Consider the following 18,023-nt stretch of genomic DNA (forward strand, 5'->3'; position numbering starts at 1 on the left):
TGCCCCCCCCCCCCCCCCGCGGCCGCCGGGCCCCCCCCCCCACCCCGGCCCCCCCGCGACGGCAGTCCTTCAGGAGGCGCTGTCCGGGGCGCGGCAGAGCACGCGGGACCAGGGCCGTTCACACGGCGACCACCTGCCACTGTTGGTTCGTGCCGCCGCCGACGGGCCACTGGATGACACGGGCGCCGTTGTCCGGGGAGCCGCTCTCGACGTCCGCGCACAGGCCGTTGCGGAGGTTGACGAGCCGGTGGTGGCCGCCGCCCGCGTCGACCAGACGCCAGTGCTGGTTGTCCCCGCCCGAGTCGGACCACTGGTCGAGTTGCGCCCCCTGCCGGGATCCTCCGGGACTGTCGAGGAGGTCGCCGCTGTGGCGGGCCGCGATCCGGAAGGATCCGTCGGGCTCGGGCAGGAACCGCCACTGCTGGTTGGTGCCACCCGTCGGGGTCGACTGGATGATCCCGGCACCGTTGGTGGTGGCGGCGTCGGACACGTCCAGTACCTTGCCGCTGCGCCGGTTGACCAGCCGGACCAGCCGCTGAGCAGCGACACCGTGGTGTCCGTCCGCAGGCCGGCCGTCAGCGAGACCTTCCTGGCGTGAGTGCCCAGGGGAGAGACCGCGACGGTCGCGGAGGTGACCACGGTCGTCATGCCGCGCCGGCTGATCAGGGTGATGTCCGTACGCGGTTCCTGCCCAGGACGCCGCTGATCGAGCCCTTCGGCAGCTGGTCGGGCAGCGCGGGGAGGATCTCCAGCACGCCCGGGCGGGAATAGACGAGCATCTCGGCCAGGACACCGGGCAGAGCGTGGGCGGCGTCCGCGTTGTAGATCTCCAGGTCGGGATTGTGCGCGGTCATGAAGGACCTGAACACCCCTTCTTGCCCAGGATCTTCGGCAGGTTGGTATAGGCGCCGGCGCCGTCCTTCAGCCGGGCGCGGGCCAGGGCGCGGTGCCGGTCGGCGTGGGCCGTGAACGTCCCGTCGAGGCGCAGGTCCAGGGCGGTGGCGGCATGGCCTACGAGGTCGGGCCGGTCCTCGGGGTTGATCTCGTGCAGCGGCCAGGCGCCGTACCTGTGCTGGCAGTGGTTGGGCTTGTACTGGTCGTCCAGACCGGGCCAGGACCCTTCGGCGAGCGCGCCCTGGCCATTGATCCGGAACTCGTTGAAGCCTGCTGGGCCAGTTCCATCAGGGCCTGCCCGAGCCCGTCCTTCAGGAACGCCTGGTCGCCGGTGACCTGGTAGTGCTCCAGGAGCGGGTACAGCAGCCAGTCGGCCGCGCCGGTCCAGCACTGGTCCGGCCAGGAGGTCTGGAAGTGGAGCAGGTGTCCGTGCTCACCGTCCGTGCGGGGCGGGGCGAGGAAGCCGCGGGCGCCGTAGATGTTCCTGGCGTTCGTGCGCCAGTCGGTGAGTTGGCCGAGCATCAGGTCGAAGTAGCCCTGCATGGCCACGCCGAGATCGAGGATGGTGCCGCCGGCCACCTGGAAGTTGACGTTGCGCCGGTGGTGAAGTCGTCGGCCCAGGCGCCGTTCCACGAGCCGGTCCAGATGCCGGTGAGGCGGGGTGGCAGCACGCCGCTGGAGCTGACGAAGAGGTAGCGGCCGGAATCGTAGAGCCGTTCGAGCAACGCGACGTCGATCACGCTGCCCGAACCAGCAGTATTCGGAGCCGACTTCGATCTCTGCGCCGCCATGGGCGTGCCGACGGCTCGACCGGTGTCCGCGAACTGGTCGCGTTGGTCACGGTGGCAGAGACGCTGGGGCGCAAGGTCCGGAGACCACCGGTGCGAGCATGGCCAGGCGAGCCGACCGCAGACAGGCAAGGGCGTGTCGGAGCATCGAGGTCCCTTCGATGACACGGTTCGACAATTGTTGGAATATGTGCGACCCGGTAGTGAAGCTAGGCACTTCCCACGGTCGCGTCAATGGTGACGCCAGGAACGGCCGGCACCGGAACCCGAGGTGTCCGGGTCGACTTCACCCCCCGGTGACCGCTCCCGTCATTCATCCCATCTAAACCACAGCCGGATCCGAGCAATCTCCACCCAACAGGAGTTTTGACTCCAGAAGTTGGTTCAGCCTCTGGACAGAAGCCCGATCAATGCCGCTTAATCCATCCCATGCCGTCGCCGCGTACGACGCATCGTGTGCGGCCCCAATCGCGTTGCTCCGCGGCGGCGTTCCGTCCTGCTCCCCGTGTGCAGGACTCGACCCGCACCCGCGCCCCGCGCTGTCCGCGAGCGGCCAGGAGAGAAACTTGACAGAATCCACCAGGCACTGAAGTGCGCTCGCCGGCGCCGTGACCATGACCGCCGCCGGCATCGTCGCTCCCCTTCCCACGGCCCGCGTCCGACCGCGCGCCCGACATCCCCCGGCGTCCTCGCCCCCACCCCCTTGCACCGAGTGAAGGACGGGAAAGTGTCCCAACCCAGAACCCGCCCGCGCAGATCCTGGCGGTCCCTGCTCAGCGCCCTGACCCTGACCGTGGCCTCGACGCTGGGTGCCGTGACCGTCGGTCAGCTCCCCGCGCACGCCGCGTCGGACACCGTCACGATCGACGGCACCGGAACCGGCCGTACCTTCGACGGAGTCGGCGCGATCAGTGGCGGCGGCGGCAACAGCCGACTGCTGATCGACTATCCCGAGCCGTACCGGAGCCAGATCCTCGACTACCTGTTCAAGCCCGGATACGGCGCCTCCCTGCAGATCCTCAAGGTCGAGATCGGCGGCGACACCAACTCCACCTCAGGCTCCGAGTCCAGCCACGAGCACGCCGCCGGTGACCTCGCCTGCGACCGCGGTTACGAGTGGTGGCTGATGGAGCAGGCCAAGGCCCGCAACCCGAAGATCAAGCTCGCCGCGCTGGCCTGGGGTGCCCCGGGCCACCTGGGCACCTTCACCTCCACCGCCACCGTCAACTACCTGACGGACTGGCTGGGTTGCGCGTCGCAGCACCATCTGACCATCGACTACCTGGGGGGCAGTCAGAACGAGAAGGCCTACGACAAGACGTTCTACGAGAACCTGCACGCCGCCATCCGCACGGCGGGCTACTCGACGCAGATCGTCGGCAACGACCAGGTCGGTTGGTCCATCGCCGACGACATGCTCAAGGACCCGACGTTCGCGTCCAGCGTGGACATCGTCGGAGCCCACTACCCCTGCGGCTACCTCAACGCCATGAGCAGCTGCCCGAGTTCGTCGAACGCGGTGGCCACCGGCAAGACCCTCTGGGCCAGTGAGAACGGCTCACAGGACTACAACGCGGGGGGCGCCCCGACGGTCCGGGCGATCAACCGGGGGTACCTCGACGGCAAGATGAGCGGCTACATCAACTGGCCGATCGTCGGGTCGATCTACGACAACGTGCCCTGGCCCACCGCCGGCCTGATCTACGCCAACCAGCCGTGGTCCGGCTGGTACGACCAGGGCAGGACCCTGTGGGCGATCGCGCACACCACCCAGGTCACCTCGCCGGGCTGGAAGTACATCGACTCTGCCTCCGGGTACTTCGGCGGCAACCGCGCCAACGGCTCGTACATCACCTACCAGGCACCCGACCACGGCGACTACAGCGTCGTCGCCGAGACCCTGGACGCGACCGCCTCCCGTGACGTGACCTTCGACGTGACCGGCGGCCTGCCCGCCTCGGCGCAGGTGCACGTGTGGGCGAGCGACTTCGGCTCCGGGAACATCTCCGACTACTGGGTCAAGCAGTCCGACATCTCCCCCAGTGGCGGCTCGTTCACCGCCACCCTCAAGCCCGGCTACGCGTACTCGTTCACCACCCTGTCCACCACCGGCAGGGGCACCGCGGCCAGTCCGCCGCAGGCACCCCTCGCGCTGCCCTACGACAACGGCTTCGAGTCCGACACCCCGGGCCACGAACCGCAGTACCTGGCCCAGCAACAGGGCGCCTTCGAGACCGTCGCCTGCCCCGGCGGCCGGTCCGGGCAGTGCGTACGCCAGATGGCACCCACCACCCCGATCACCTGGAACCACACGGGTACGCCCTACACCATCGTGGGCAACCCGAACTGGACCGACTACACCGTGAGCGTCGACGCCTACCTGGCGCAGTCCGGCGCGGTGCAGGTGATCGGCCGGGCGGGCCCCGAGCCATCCGGCGAGTCGGCGAAGATGGCCAAGTACTACCTGCAGGCGGACGACACCGGGGCCTGGTCCATCGTCAAGAACGACACCGACGGCACCCTGACCACCCTCAGGTCGGGCACCGCCGGCGCCCTGGGCACCGGCAGCTGGCACAAGCTGGCCATCTCCTTCGAGGGATCGACCATCACCGCGAAGATCGACGGCAGCACCGTCGGCAGCGTCACCGACAGCTCCTTCACCGCGGGTGAGGCCGGACTGGGCACGGCCGGATACCAGACCCAGGCGTTCGACAACCTGTCGGTCACCGCGATCGGCACCCCGGCTCCGTCAGGCGGATACGCCGTCCTGAACAAGAAGAGCGGGAAGGCGCTCACGGTCGACTCCTCCGGGAACATCACCCAGTCCGCCTACACCTCCTCCAGCGCCCAACAGTGGCAGCTCACCGGGAACCAGACCGGCTGGCTGACCCTCACGGCCATCGGCTCCGGCAAGGTGCTCGACGTGCCCAACGCCTCCACCGGCCGCGGTGTCCAGCTGGAGCAGTGGAGCGCCAACGGCGGCACCCACCAGCAGTGGCAGCTGCGGGCCGACGGTGACGGCACCTACCAGATCCTCGGCCGCAAGGCGGGGCTGGTCGCCGACGTGTCCGGCGGCTCCACCGCCGACGGGGCATCCGTCATCCAGTGGAGCGCCAACGGCGGCGACAACCAGGCATGGACCCTGGTTCCGGTCCCGGTGGAAGGCGCTACCTACGCGCTGACCAACCGCACCAGCGGTATGGCCATCGACGTCAACGGCGGCTCCACGGCCGACGGGGCGAAGGTCATCCAGTGGCCGTACAAGGGCAGGACCTGCACCTGGGTCTGCACCGCCGCGACCAACCAGCAGTGGCGCGTGCAGTCGGTCGACTCGGGCTACGTCAAGCTGGTCAACATCAACAGCGGCAAGGTCCTCCGGTCCCCGGACGGCAACAGCGGCACCCAGCTCGACCAGTCCACGTACACCGGCGCCAACACGCAGCAGTGGCGGTTCGTGTACAACTCCGGCGGCTACTTCAGCCTGGCCAACCGGGCCACCGGGTACCTGGCCGACGTCAGCGACACCGCCTCCCAGGGGTCCTCCGTCATCGCGAGGACCTCGACCGGCGGCAACGGGCAGCAGTGGCAGCTGAGGCCTGCGCAGTAGGAACGACGGTGACGACAGGGCCGCGCCTCCGGGGAGGGGGCGTGGCCCTCCGCCGCGTCAATGTTCCGGTCAGCTTCCACTCATGCGAGGGGATGGGCTGCATACATGCGATGTATGTGAGTCAGTAGAGCCGAAATAGCCCACTCTGACCCCAAACTCAGTTGGCTCTCAACAACATTCATCCCTGCATTGGGGTTGACCGGCCAGACACACGAATGAGATTCATAGGTCACATCAGCCCCTTCGCCCTCCGTTGCACCGGGAGTGAATCGTGTCCGGAAGTCTGTCCCGCCGTCGGCTCATGGGTGTCGCGGGTGCCGCCGTGGCCGCCTCCGCGCTGCCCGTCGTACCCAGCCTGGGCGCCGTCGCCCAGGCGGCCACCGCCACCCCGCAGGACAAGCTGAGCAAGCTGGTCGACCTGCGGTTCGGCATGTTCAACCACTTCAACCTGGGCACCTTCACCGACGAGGAGTGGGCCGCCGCACACCAGGACCCCGCACTGTTCGCCCCCACCACCGTCGACTGCGCCCAGTGGGCCGCCGCCGCGGCAGCCGCCAAGATGAGCTACGGCGTCCTGACCACCAAGCACCACGACGGCTTCGCCCTGTGGCCCACCGCCTACGGCGAACAGAACGTCGCCCACAGCATGTACCGTCACGACATCGTCGACCAGTACGTCAAGGCCTTCCGCGCCAAGGGCCTCAAGGTCGGCCTGTACTTCTCCGTCTGGGACCGGACCCACACCGTCGAGGCCTACGACACCCGCCACGGCGTCGGCACCAAGGAGGCCATCCAGCCCGCCGACATGACGTACGTCCTCGGCCAGATCACCGAACTCCTCACCGGCTACGGCAAGATAGACATCTTCGTCACCGACGGCTACGCCTGGCAGATGGGCCAGCAGGCCGTCTCCTACCAGCGCATCCGATCACTGGTTCAGTCCCTGCAGCCGGACTGCGTCATGGTCGACATCGGCGGTCTGTCCGTGCCGTTCCTCAGTGACGCGATCTTCTTCGAGGAGCCGCTGGGCATCACGGCCCCGGCCGGGAACACCTACGCCGGCCTGCAGGGGCAGACGATCAGCGACGGCTGGTTCTGGCACCCCTCCACACCGACCAAGGACCCGATGAGCAAGGCGTCGATCCTCTCCCACCTCGCCGACCTCGAACCCAAGTACACCTCGTTCATCCTCAACTGCCCGCCCAACCGCGACGGCCGCCTCGACACCAACATCGTCACCCGCCTCGCCGAGGTCGGCGCCGCCTGGAACCCCGACACCTCCAGAGCACCCCTGCCGACCCAGCCCCTGCGCGCCGAACACCCCATCACCCCCGTCAACGCCTACGCCACCGCCTTCCACACCGGCGAAGGCCCTCTCAACGCCATCGACGGACTCAGCGACAAGAACGTCGAAAGCTGCTGGTCCACCTGGAGCCTGGCCCTCCCTCAGTCGATCACCATCGACCTCGGCGGCGTCTGGAGCGACATCACCACCTTCGAGTACCTGCCCAAGCAGTGGAACCGCACCAACGCCACCGACGGTGACATCACCTCGTACACCATCTCCACCAGCACCGACGGCACCACCTTCACCCAGGTCGCCGCCGGCACCTGGGCCGGAGACCGCACCCTCAAGACCGCCGAGTGGGCCGCCCGCGACGTCGGCTTCGTCCGTATCGAGGCCGACGCGGCCACCGGCGGCTACGCCAACATCGGCAACCTCCGCATCGGCGGACGCACCCGCAAGCCCACGCTCCAACGGACAACTTTCCAGGGGAAGAACACCACCTACCGCCTCACCGCCCGCCACAGCGAAAAGGCCCTCACCACTACCGGCACCACCAATGGCACCGCTCTCGCCCAGTCCACGTGGAGCAAGAAGACCGCCCAGACGTGGACCCTCGTCCCCACCGGGGACGGTTACTACAAGATCCGCAACGCCGCCACCGGCACCCTCCTCGAAACCGCCGCCCTGTCTCGTGCCGACGGCGGCCCCACCGACATCTGGACCGACGCCGACGCACCCCAGCAGCACTGGGCCATCACCCCCACCGGCGACGGCCACTACCTGCTCGTCAACCGCTTCAGCGGACTCGCCCTCAACGTGGACGCGGCCTCCACCGGCGACAACGCCACCATCAACCAGTGGACCTACCAGGGCGCCCCACAACAGCAATGGCAGATCACCAAGGTCTGACCCGGCCGGGCCGTGCACGCGTCACCGACCTGGCCGTTGGGCCGAGGCCCGACGCCGGTGCCGGCGCGGCGGCGCCGCGCTGCGAGGAGGCGGCGCGCGGGAGGGGCGCGTCGGTCCCCCTCGGGGCGCCCGCAGAAGGTCACCGGGTGCGGATCCAGACCGTCTTCTCCCTGGTCCACTGCGCGAAGGCGTCGGTGGACTTCTCCGCGCCGCCGAACCCGGACTGCTTCCAGCCGCCGAAGGGGGTGGTGATGTCGCCCTCGCTGTAGGCGTTGACGGAGATCACGCCCGCCTCGACACCCCGTGCCAGCCGGAGCGCGCTGTCGAGGTCACGGGTCCAGACCGAGGCGGCGAGTCCGTACTCGGAGGCGTTCGCCATCCGTACCGCCTCGTCCTCGGAGGTGAAGGTCTGGACGGTGACGACCGGTCCGAAGAGTTCCTTCGTGAGCACGTCGCTCCCCTCCGGCGCACGGCTGATCACGGTGGGCGGGTAGTAGGCGCCGCGGGCCGGAAGACCGTGCGGCAGACCGCCGGTGTGGATCTGGGCCCCGGCGGAGCGGGCCGCGTCCACCGCGGTCGCGACCCGGTCGAAGGCGGGCCGGCCGATGAGCGGTCCGACCTGGGTGCGCGGGTCGGCGGGATCGCCGATGACGAGGCCCTTCGCGGCGGTCGCGAAACGGTGCAGCACCTCCTCGGCGATGTGCCGGTGGACGAGGATGCGGGAGCCCGCCGTGCAGTTCTGACCCATCGTCAGGTACGCGGCCTCGATCATGTCGTCGATGAGTTCGTCGCCGTAGTCGAGTGCGTCGGCCATGAGGATCTGCGGGCTCTTGCCGCCCATCTCCAGCGAGACCCGCTTGAAGTTGGTCTCCGCCACGTCCGCCAGGATCCGGCGACCGGTGGCCGTGGACCCGGTGAACGACAGCGCGCGCACCAGCGGATCGCGGGCCAGTGCGGTGCCGGTGACCGCGCCGTGGCCGGTCAGTACGGTCAGTACGCCGTCCGGCAGGCCCGCCTCCGTGGCCAGTTCGGCCAGCCGCAGAGTGGAGCGCGGAGTGGCCTCGGCGGGTTTGAGCAGCAGGCTGTTGCCCGCGGCGAGGGCGGGTCCCACCTTCCAGGCGGCCATGGCCAGCGGGTAGTTCCACGGCAGGATCGCCGCGGCCACCCCGACCGGTTCCCGGCTCATCAGTCCGAGGCTGCCCCGGCCGGTGGGGGCGACCCGGCCGAAGACCTTGTCCGCCGCCTCCGCGAACCAGCGGACCGACTCGACGGCCCCGGGCACGTCACCGGTACGGCACTCCGTGATCGGTTTGCCCGCGTCCTCGCTGTCCAGCCGGGCCAGCGACTCGGCGTCGCGTTCCATGAGGTCGGCCAGGCGCAGCAGCACCGCGGCTCGCTCCCTGGGGGCCCGCCCGGACCACACACCGCTCGCGAAGACGCGATGCGCCCGCTCGGCCGCCGCCGCGACCTCCGCCGCGCCGGCGGCGGGAACGGTGGTGATCAGCTCGCCGGTCGCCGGATTGACGACCCTGAGCGTGGACGTGCTCGTGGTCATGCTTCCTCCACCAGTTCCCATCGGTCGCCGGTCCGGCGGGCCAGTCCCCTGCGGCGCAGGTCCTCCAGATAGCGGGCCATGCCACGCTCGCCTCGCTTGCGGAACAGGGGGAAGAGCCGGGGCAGGAGGTTCGGCACCAGCATCGCCAGCCGCACGAGACGGGCCTCTCCGGGTTTGGCGTAGGCCTCCAGACGGGGTCGGTCCAGGAGGCTCACGGCCGCCCTGACGACGTCCGCGGGCTGCTGCGGCCGGTCCTGGAACTGGAGGGAGTTGCCCCCGTCCACGGCCTCCTGCCGCAGCATCCTCGTGTCGGTCGCCGAGGGCAGTACGGAACCCGCCCTGATGCCCTTGCTCCGCAGGTCGAGGCCGATGGCGAGCATCGCACCGCGCAGCCCGAACTTCGACGCGGTGTAGATGGGCGTCTCGCCCAGCGGGAAGATCCCGCCCAGGGAGACCGTGGTGACGACCCGCGGGTCGTCCGACGCCTTCAGCAACGGGACGGCGAGCCGGGTGGTGACGAGCGGCGAGAGCAGGTTGAGGTCGATCTCCCGCTCGATGCTCTCGACGCTGCGCACGTCGAAGCGTTCCGCGCTGGTCATGCCCACGTTGTTGACCAGGACGTCGATCCGGCCGTGGGTGACGGCGACCCGGTCGACCATCCGTTCCACGGCGGCCCGGTCCAGCAGGTCACAACCCAGTCCGGTATGTCCACCGCCGGGCAGGCCGTCGGCGGTCCGCCGGGCCCGCGCCTCGTCGATGTCGACCACGACGAGGCGGGCACCGCCGGAGGCGAACCGGTCGCACAGGGCGCTGCCGATGCCACCGGCGCCGCCGGTCACCACGATGACCTTGTCACGGAAGTCGTACGTCATGACGCGACCGCCTCCTGTTGCACGGCCGTCGCCCGGGGCGGCCGTCCCTCCGCACGCCAACCCATCCCGGACGCGACCTTGCCGAGGTACTTCACGAACGCGTCGCTGTGCACGTAACCGGTGTGGCGCGGGGAGTCGACGAACTTCAGCCCGCCGGACAGGTCCGGCCGGTCGCTGCGGACCATCTGGGCGAACCGCTCGGCGGTCGGCAGCCCGCGCCGTCCGTCCTGGATGAACGAGGCGATCAGCTGGGCCTGCTGGTCGAAGAGCTGGTAGGCGCCGGAGTTGGTCTCGACGAACCCGACCCCGAACAGGCCCTCGTGTTCCCGGGAGAAGGAGCACAGGTACAGGTCGGGGTGCTGCTCGGCACCGAAGTACCGCTGCGCGACGGGGACCTTGTGGACGTACCCGGTGGCCAGCAGGATCAGGTCGATGTCGTCGCTCGTGCCGTCGGTGAAGTGCACCGTGCGGCCCTCGGTACGGGCGATCGCGGGCCGTGCCGTGATGTCGCCGTGCTGGAGGTGGTGGATCAGCATGGAGTTGAGGGCGGGGTGGGTCTCGAACAGCCGGTGGTCGGGTTTCTGGAGACCGAGCCTGCGCGGGTCGCCGTTGACGAGCCGAAGCAGCGCGCCGAAGAGCCGCTGCTCCAGCCACATCGGCAGATGGGGGCCGCCCGCGGCGATGGTGTCCACGGGACGGCCGAACAGGTGCTTGGGGATGAACCAGTACCCCCGGCGCATACTGATCACCGCGTGGTCCGCGGCCCGCGCCGCGTCGCAGGCGATGTCCAGGCCCGAGTTCCCGGCGCCCACCACCAGTACCCGCTTGCCGCGCAGTTCGTCGGCGCTGCGGTAGGTGACGGTGTGGCGGACCTCGCCCGTGAAGTGGCCCGGCAGGTCGGGGATGTTGGGATGCCACTGGGCTCCCGTACACACCACCACCTGCCCGTGCACGCTCTGCCGGCCGTCGGCCCGGGTGACCGTCCAGGTACCGTCCCCGTTCTTCGTCACGTCACGGACCCCGATGCCGAACTCGATCCGGTCCCTCAGCCCGTACGCCTCGGCGAAGGAGGTCAGGTAGGACAGGATCTGCCGGTGCGGCGGATAGTCCGCGAAGTGCTCCGGCATGGGATATCCGCCGAAGCCGGAGAGCGTCCTGCTGGAGATGAAGTGGGCCGACTCGTACATCGGACTGCCGGGGTTGTCGATGTCCCAGAGACCGCCGGGTCCCGTGTGCCGTTCGATATGGGTGTACGGCATTTCCCGCTCCGCCAGCGCCCTGGCCACCGCGAGGCCCGCGGGGCCCGCGCCGATCACACACGTGTCGTACTGGATCCGCTTCACCAGTCCGCCTCCCTTGCAGCGATGTCCCAGGTGTTGCAGTGAACCTACGGACCGGCGGACCGGCGGGAACTGACCCGCGCGGCCACGAAGGGGACCTCAGCGGCCAGTCGGCCTGCCGCTTCTGCCTCGCACCCCCTGGCGAAACGGGATATGGGGAGTGCGGACTCAGGGATCCCGGCCCTGTTCTCGTGGCCCGGCGCGGAGGGCGGAGATCGGTGATCTAGGCTCCGATCGACACCGGGCACAGGGAGAACGAGGACGGCCGAGGCAGAGCACCGGGCTCGGCGGCGCCCGTCACAAGAAGCGAGGCAACGCGCTGCCCCTGGGCGCGTCCTGCGACGGCACCGGCGAGCGGCTGTCCGCCGGCCGCCCTCCTCGACCTGTGCGTTCCGTTTCCGTCATCGAAGACCGACCGACTGATCCATGTGAAGGAGTGGCTCGTGACCGAGCTGAGCATCTCCACCGCCGCCGGCGTGTTCGACGCCCTCGTGGCAGGCCCGCCCGAGGGCCGCCCGGTTCTGCTGCTGCACGGTTTCCCGCAGACGGGACGTGCGTGGGAACGGCAGATCGAGGCGCTGGCCGCGCAGGGCCACCGTGTCGTGGCACCGGACCAGCGCGGCTACTCCCCCGGTGTCCGCCCCGAGCGGCCCGAGGACTACCGCATCGACATCCTGGCCGACGACGTGGTCGCGATCACGCAGGAGTTGGGCTGGGCGACGTTCGACCTCGTCGGCCATGACTGGGGAGGCGCGGTGGCGTGGTGGGTCGCCGGTGCCCACCCCGGTCGGGTGCGCACCCTGACGGTCGTCTCGACCCCGCACCCCGCCGCTCTCGCCGCGGCCCTCGGCACCGACGAGGACCAGCGCAAGCGTTCCCAGTACATGATCGACTGGCGGGAGACGCCGGCGACCGAGAACCGTATGCTCGCGAACGACGCCGAGGAACTGCGGGCCGCCTACGCGGGCAGGATCCCGCAGGCCTGCGCCGACGCCCACGCCCGCCACCTGTCCGAGCCCGGCGCTCTCACCGCGGCGCTGAACTGGTACCGAGCCGGCCGGCCCGACGGCGCGGTCGGCGTCATCGACCTCCCCACCCTGTACGTCTGGAGCACGGACGACGCCGTGTTCGGACCGGTGGCCGCACGCGACACCGGGCAGTGGGTCAGCGGGCCGTACCGCTTCGAAACCCTTGAGGGCGTAAGCCACTGGGTCCCCGAGGAAGCACCCGAGGCGCTCAACGGCCTCCTCCTCGAACACCTGCGGTCACACGGCTGACAGGGCGCGGGCGCACCCCCGTCGGCCGTCGCCCGCGGCGTCTGTGCGCAACCACGGATGGGGCGCGTGGCGCGGGTGCTCGGCCGGCGGTGAGGTGCGCGCACCAGAACATGTCGGTGCGGATGAGTCGGCCGCGAACGGGCGTGCCCGAGCTGCGACCGAGGGCGGCGTCCCGCCGAGTGGTGTAAGGGATCAACGGGCCGGAATCGGCAGGTCGGAGACGGTGGCTCCGCCTACTCGGGCGTTCGTCCCGGTTCCGCGGGGCGCTTCGCGGACCTCCGCCTCGACGGACTTCGCCACGGGCCTCGAACCGGAACGCGGAGCGCTTGACCCCCTACACCACGTCGCGGGGCCCGGCCCGACCGAGTCACTGCCCTCCCGCGTCGGTTCTCAGGCACTCGCTCCCCGATGACACTCTGCTGACGCCGTTCGTCGACGAGAGGGTCGGGGCGGCCACGCAGCCAGGCCGTTGTCCACGGGCGACGGTGACATCCAGCGAGCGGCTGGGCGCCCCGGACGGCGTCCCGCCGGGCACCCGCCGCCGCAGGGTGCAGCCGGTCAGAGCAGCGGAATCCACAGGTGCAGGACGGTGGCGCCGTCGCGTTCAGGTGATCGACCGGCCTCGGCAGGACGCCTCGTGGACCACCGCGGCTGCGGGAGTCGCGGCGACTTGGTGACAGAACGCGCAATGCCCGACCGCCTGCACCACCTCACGGGACGCGACACGAGGCCGTGGAGAGCACCGGGTCGTCGCGGGCGGGGACGAACCCCGGGCCCGTCCGGAACGACCTGACAGCCCGCCCCGAGCGGTCGGCCGTCGGCGCACCAGGGGCCCACGCCCCGTCACGTACGGCGTGCCACCCTCACAGGACTTCTTCGAGGCTCGCCGGGCCGCCCAGCAACGACGGCCCGTGGACGAACCGGCCGTCGGCGACCCGCCGCACGAACGCGGCGGTACGGGCCACCGCCTCGGTCGCCTCGGGCAGGAACCCGACCGCCGTCTGCCACACGTGGAACATCTTCGGCCACACCTCCAGGTCGACCTCGACGCCCGCCCGGGCCGCCCGGTCGGCCACCGTCAGCGAGTCGTCCAGGAGGCGCTCGGCGCCGGACACCTGGAGGAACAGGGGCGGTAGACCGGTCAGGTCGGCGACGACGGGACTCACCAGAGGGTCGTCAGCGGGGTGGCCGGCGAGGTAGTCGTCATGCATGGCCTGCCCGAGTCCGTGCGGCAGCAGCGGGTCGGTGTCCGCGTTGCCGGTCCAGCTCCCCTCGGAGAACCGTTCCTTGCGCAGGTCGAACACACCCGCGTAGAGCACCCCCGCGAGGATGGCGGGGTGCTTCTCCGACAGACGGCTCAGGAGCACCGCGAGCGCGAGGTTGGCGCCCGCCGACTCCCCGGCCACCACGATCCTGGGTGCGAGCGAGGCGGCATGGTCGAACGCGGCCAGGCAGTCGTCGAGTCCCGCCGGGAAGGGGTCCTCGGGAGCCAGCCGGTACTCCGGCAGCAGCACCCGGGCCCTGGTCGCCAGGGCGAGGTGAGCACCCAGCCCCCGTGACCCCCTGGCCAGCCCGGAACGGAATCCTCCGCCATGGATGAACAGGATGACCAGGTCGTCGCGGGCCCCATCCGGGGTCATCAGGTACGAGCCCGGTCTGAGCGCCTCGGCGGGCTCGTCGACGACACCGGGCAGGGGGCGGTACATGTCCGCCAGGCCGGCCGCCTGTTCACGGTCCGCCGCGAGGTTCATGGGCCCGCGCTGCGCGGCGGCGTCCTGGAACCACCCCTCCATCAGGGCATACGTGGCACTGGGCATGGCGGGCGGCTCCTTGTCGGCACTCCGGAGAGGGGATCTCTGTCGTCACGTGGCTGTCACGTCGTTCACGAGGGATCATAGCCTTGAATCCCGAATGCTAGTAGGTTTCCATTGCCTGGAGGACAGCGATAGCGATGCGGGGAATTGAAATGTTTCAACCCGCCGACAACGTCGTTGAAGAGCTACTACCTCGCAATCTCGCGGACCGATCACCGCCACTCTGCTACGCGACGAGGCCCGGTCGGGCCGCCGGGAGTCGCTTGACGGGGGTCGCCGCAGAAGCTACCTTCCAGCGCGAAAATGAATCGTTTCATAGCCTGTCAATCCCGGTCCCCCCGTGGGACTCCTTCGTGACCTGAGGTGGACATGCCTGACATCGCCGCGGTGAAGGCCGCACTCGCCGGCCAGCGGATCGAGACGCCGTCCTGGGGCTACGGCAACTCCGGCACCCGCTTCAAGGTCTTCGCCCAGGACGGCGTACCGCGCACGCCCCACGAGAAGCTGGACGACGCGGCGCAGGTGCACGCGTTCACGGGCGTGGCGCCCAAGGTGTCGCTGCACATCCCCTGGGACAAGGTGGACGACTACGGCGCCCTGGCCAAGTACGCCGCCGAGCGCGGCCTGGAACTGGGCGCGATCAACTCCAACACCTTCCAGGACGACGACTACCGGCTCGGCAGCGTGTGCCACCCCGACGCCGAGGTGCGCCGGAAGGCCGTGGACCATCTGCTGGAGTGCGTCGACATCATGGACGCGACGGGGTCCACGGACCTGAAGCTGTGGTTCGCCGACGGCACCAACTACCCGGGCCAGGACGACATCCGCGGGCGCCAGGACCGGCTGGCCGAGGCGCTCTCGGCGGTGTACGACCGGCTGGGCGACGGTCAGCGGATGTTGCTGGAGTACAAGTTCTTCGAGCCGGCCTTCTACACCACCGACGTGCCGGACTGGGGGACGGCGTACGCGCACTGCCTGAAGCTCGGGCCCAAGGCGCAGGTCGTCGTCGACACGGGCCACCACGCGCCCGGCACCAACATCGAGTTCATCGTCGCGACCCTGCTGCGCGAAGGCAAGCTCGGCGGGTTCGACTTCAACTCCCGCTTCTACGCCGACGACGACCTCATGGTCGGGTCCGCCGACCCGTTCCAGCTGTTCCGCATCCTGTACGAGGTCTCCCGGAACGGCGGTTTCGAGGCGGCGACGAACGTGGCGTTCATGCTCGACCAGTGCCACAACATCGAGGCGAAGATCCCCGCGGTCATCCGGTCGGTCATGAACGTCCAGGAAGCCACCGCAAAGGCACTGCTGGTCGACCGCGAGGCGCTGACGGCCGCCCAGCGCGCGGGCGACGTGCTGGAGGCGAACGCGGTGCTGATGGACGCGTACAACACCGACGTACGACCGCTGCTGCGCGAGGTCCGCGAGGAGATGGGCCTCGGTCCCGACCCGCTCGCCGCCTACCGGGCCTCGGGATGGCAGCAGCGGATCACCACCGAACGTGTCGGTGGCACCCAGGCCGGCTGGGGCGCCTGATCCCACCTCTCGCAACCCGCAAGGTCCCGACCAAGCAAGGAAGAGATCCACTCATGGCACTGCACCCCGAAGCCGCCGCCCTTCTCGCGCGGTCCCGTCGGCTGGGCTCCGACCCCCGTAACACCAACTACGCCGGTGGCAACGCGTCCGCCAAGGGCACTGATGTCGATCCCGTGACCGGGGGTGATGTCGAGTTGATGTGGGTCAAGGGGTCCGGTGGTGACCTCGGAACCCTCACCGAGGCGGGACTGGCCGTGCTCAGGCTGGACCGGATGCGGGCGCTCGCCGAGGTGTACCCGGGCGTGGAGCGCGAGGACGAGATGGTCGCCGCGTTCGACTACTGCCTGCACGGCAAGGGCGGTGCCGCTCCCTCCATCGACACCGCCATGCACGGGCTGGTCGACGCCGCCCACGTCGACCACCTGCACCCCGATTCCGGGATCGCGCTCGCCTGCGCGGCCGACGGGGAGAAGCTGACCGCCGAGTGCTTCGGGGACACCGTCGCCTGGGTGCCGTGGCGGCGGCCCGGGTTCCAGCTGGGGCTGGACATCGCCGCCATCAAAGCCGCCAACCCGCAGGCCATCGGGGTGATCCTGGGCGGGCACGGCATCACCGCCTGGGGCGACAGTGCCGAGGAGTGCGAGAAGAACTCGCTGCACATCATCCGCACCGCCGAGAAGTTCCTTCAGGAGCGCGGCAAGGCCGAGCCCTTCGGGCCCGTCCTCGACGGGTACGACGCCCTGCCCGAAGCCGAGCGCCGGGAGCGGGCCGCCGCACTCGCGCCGTACGTCCGCGCCCTCGCCTCCCAGGACAAGCCGCAGGTCGGGCACTTCAACGACTCCGAGCCGGTGCTGGAGTTCCTGGCCCGCGCCGAGCACCCCCGGCTCGCCGCGCTCGGCACCTCCTGCCCCGACCACTTCCTGCGCACCAAGGTCGCCCCCCTCGTCCTCGACCTGCCGCCGACCGCTCCGCTGGAGGAGGCCGTCACACGGCTCGGCGAACTGCACGCCGCCTACCGCGAGGAGTACGCCGCCTACTACCAGCGGCACGCCCTGCCCGACTCCCCCGCCATGCGCGGCGCCGACCCGGCGATCGTGCTGATCCCCGGCGTGGGCATGTTCTCCTTCGGCAAGGACAAGCAGACCGCCCGGGTCGCCGGTGAGTTCTACGTCAACGCCATCAACGTGATGCGGGGCGCCGAGGCCGTCTCCACGTACGCGCCGATCGAGGAGTCCGAGAAGTTCCGCATCGAGTACTGGGCCCTTGAGGAGGCCAAGCTCCAGCGGATGCCGAAGCCGAAGCCGCTCGCGACCCGGGTCGCGCTGGTGACGGGTGCGGGCAGCGGGATCGGCAAGGCCATCGCGCACCGGCTGGTCGCCGAGGGCGCGTGTGTCGTGATCGCGGACCTGAACGGTGACAATGCCTCCGCTGTCGCCGAGGAGCTCGGTGGCGCGGACAAGGCCGTCGCCGTGACCGTGGACGTGACCTCCGAGGAGCAGATCGCCGGCGCCTTCAAGGCCGCCGCGCTGGCCTTCGGCGGGGTGGACCTGGTCGTCAACAACGCCGGGATCTCCATCTCCAAGCCGCTCCTGGAGACCACCGCCAAGGACTGGGACCTCCAGCACGACATCATGGCCCGCGGTTCCTTCCTCGTCTCGCGCGAGGCGGCCCGGGTGATGATCGCGCAGAAGCTGGGCGGCGACATCGTCTACATCGCCTCCAAGAACGCCGTGTTCGCCGGCCCCAACAACATCGCCTACTCCGCCACCAAGGCCGACCAGGCCCACCAAGTGCGACTGCTCGCCGCCGAGTTGGGCGAGCACGGCATCCGGGTCAACGGCATCAACCCCGACGGCGTGGTGCGCGGGTCCGGGATCTTCGCCGCCGGCTGGGGCGCCCAGCGGGCCGCGACCTACGGCGTGGAGGAGGAGAAGCTCGGCGAGTTCTACGCGCAGCGGACCATCCTCAAGCGCGAGGTGCTGCCCGAGCACGTGGCCAACGCCGTCTTCGCCCTCACCGGCGGGGAACTGACCCACACCACCGGCCTGCACATCCCCGTCGACGCCGGTGTCGCAGCCGCCTTCCTCCGCTGACACCGCTCCGCGAGCGCGCCCGGGTCCACCGTGTCGATACGGCGGACCCG

The 18,023-nt window shown here is 70.0% G+C and carries 14 protein-coding genes; 5 read left to right on the top strand and 9 right to left on the bottom strand.

Features of this window, described 5'->3' with window-relative positions; genetic code table 11:
• Positions 1–118 precede the first annotated feature (118 nt).
• The 5 genes from ACFULQ_RS32205 to ACFULQ_RS32225 all read right to left on the bottom strand — a co-directional run bounded on the left by ACFULQ_RS32205 (position 119) and on the right by ACFULQ_RS32225 (position 1,685).
• A complete protein-coding gene (locus tag ACFULQ_RS32205) occupies positions 119–490 on the bottom strand; it encodes an RICIN domain-containing protein (protein WP_383550752.1) in 372 nt (123 codons plus the stop codon).
• Between the two features lie 172 nt (positions 491–662).
• Positions 663–854, bottom strand: coding sequence for a hypothetical protein (locus ACFULQ_RS32210; RefSeq protein WP_383550754.1), 192 nt, complete (start codon positions 852–854; stop codon positions 663–665).
• Positions 851–1,105 carry a hypothetical protein gene (locus ACFULQ_RS32215; protein WP_383550830.1) on the bottom strand — a complete coding sequence of 85 codons (255 nt, stop codon included), beginning with the start codon at positions 1,103–1,105 and terminating at the stop codon, positions 851–853. The genes ACFULQ_RS32210 and ACFULQ_RS32215 overlap by 4 nt, the downstream gene beginning before the upstream one ends.
• A complete protein-coding gene (locus ACFULQ_RS32220) occupies positions 1,012–1,527 on the bottom strand; it encodes a hypothetical protein (RefSeq protein WP_383550756.1) in 516 nt (171 codons plus the stop codon). Before ACFULQ_RS32220 ends, ACFULQ_RS32215 begins: the two co-directional genes overlap by 94 nt.
• The gene (locus ACFULQ_RS32225) at positions 1,416–1,685 is read right to left on the bottom strand and encodes a hypothetical protein (protein WP_383550758.1); all 270 of its coding nucleotides are present in this window, start codon (positions 1,683–1,685) and stop codon (positions 1,416–1,418) included. Before ACFULQ_RS32225 ends, ACFULQ_RS32220 begins: the two co-directional genes overlap by 112 nt.
• A gap of 724 nt (positions 1,686–2,409) precedes the next feature.
• Between ACFULQ_RS32225 and ACFULQ_RS32230 the strand changes: the two genes are divergently transcribed.
• Entirely contained in the window at positions 2,410–5,289 is a 2,880-nt protein-coding gene (locus ACFULQ_RS32230; RefSeq protein WP_383550760.1) for an RICIN domain-containing protein, read from the top strand.
• 301 nt (positions 5,290–5,590) lie between these two features.
• Entirely contained in the window at positions 5,591–7,486 is a 1,896-nt protein-coding gene (locus ACFULQ_RS32235) for an alpha-L-fucosidase (RefSeq protein WP_383550832.1), read from the top strand.
• Between the two features lie 139 nt (positions 7,487–7,625).
• Here the strand turns inward: ACFULQ_RS32235 and ACFULQ_RS32240 are convergent, their stop codons facing one another.
• From ACFULQ_RS32240 to ACFULQ_RS32250, 3 genes are read right to left on the bottom strand one after another with little or no spacing between them, the layout of a single operon-like run.
• Positions 7,626–9,062: an aldehyde dehydrogenase family protein gene (locus tag ACFULQ_RS32240; protein WP_383550762.1), complete on the bottom strand. Its 1,437-nt coding sequence runs from the start codon at positions 9,060–9,062 to the stop codon at positions 7,626–7,628.
• Positions 9,038–9,913 carry an SDR family NAD(P)-dependent oxidoreductase gene (locus ACFULQ_RS32245; RefSeq protein ID WP_383550764.1) on the bottom strand — a complete coding sequence of 292 codons (876 nt, stop codon included), beginning with the start codon at positions 9,911–9,913 and terminating at the stop codon, positions 9,038–9,040. The genes ACFULQ_RS32240 and ACFULQ_RS32245 overlap by 25 nt, the downstream gene beginning before the upstream one ends.
• The gene (locus ACFULQ_RS32250; RefSeq protein ID WP_383550766.1) at positions 9,910–11,256 is read right to left on the bottom strand and encodes a flavin-containing monooxygenase; all 1,347 of its coding nucleotides are present in this window, start codon (positions 11,254–11,256) and stop codon (positions 9,910–9,912) included. Before ACFULQ_RS32250 ends, ACFULQ_RS32245 begins: the two co-directional genes overlap by 4 nt.
• Before the next feature lie 440 nt (positions 11,257–11,696).
• On the opposite strand from ACFULQ_RS32250, the gene ACFULQ_RS32255 reads away from it, so the two are divergent.
• Positions 11,697–12,530, top strand: coding sequence for an alpha/beta fold hydrolase (locus ACFULQ_RS32255; protein WP_383550768.1), 834 nt, complete (start codon positions 11,697–11,699; stop codon positions 12,528–12,530).
• An 863-nt stretch (positions 12,531–13,393) separates the two neighbouring features.
• Here the strand turns inward: ACFULQ_RS32255 and ACFULQ_RS32260 are convergent.
• The gene (locus tag ACFULQ_RS32260) at positions 13,394–14,347 is read right to left on the bottom strand and encodes an alpha/beta hydrolase (RefSeq protein ID WP_383550770.1); all 954 of its coding nucleotides are present in this window, start codon (positions 14,345–14,347) and stop codon (positions 13,394–13,396) included.
• 366 nt (positions 14,348–14,713) lie between these two features.
• On the opposite strand from ACFULQ_RS32260, the gene rhaI reads away from it, so the two are divergent.
• Positions 14,714–15,880 (top strand): L-rhamnose isomerase, encoded by a 1,167-nt coding sequence (gene rhaI, locus ACFULQ_RS32265; protein WP_383550772.1) that lies wholly within the window; start codon positions 14,714–14,716, stop codon positions 15,878–15,880.
• A gap of 53 nt (positions 15,881–15,933) precedes the next feature.
• Positions 15,934–17,973 carry a bifunctional aldolase/short-chain dehydrogenase gene (locus ACFULQ_RS32270; protein ID WP_383550774.1) on the top strand — a complete coding sequence of 680 codons (2,040 nt, stop codon included), beginning with the start codon at positions 15,934–15,936 and terminating at the stop codon, positions 17,971–17,973.
• The last annotated feature ends 50 nt before the right edge of the window (positions 17,974–18,023 follow it).

Source organism: Streptomyces sp. NPDC057253 (genome assembly GCF_042669125.1).
GTDB lineage: Bacteria > Actinomycetota > Actinomycetes > Streptomycetales > Streptomycetaceae > Streptomyces.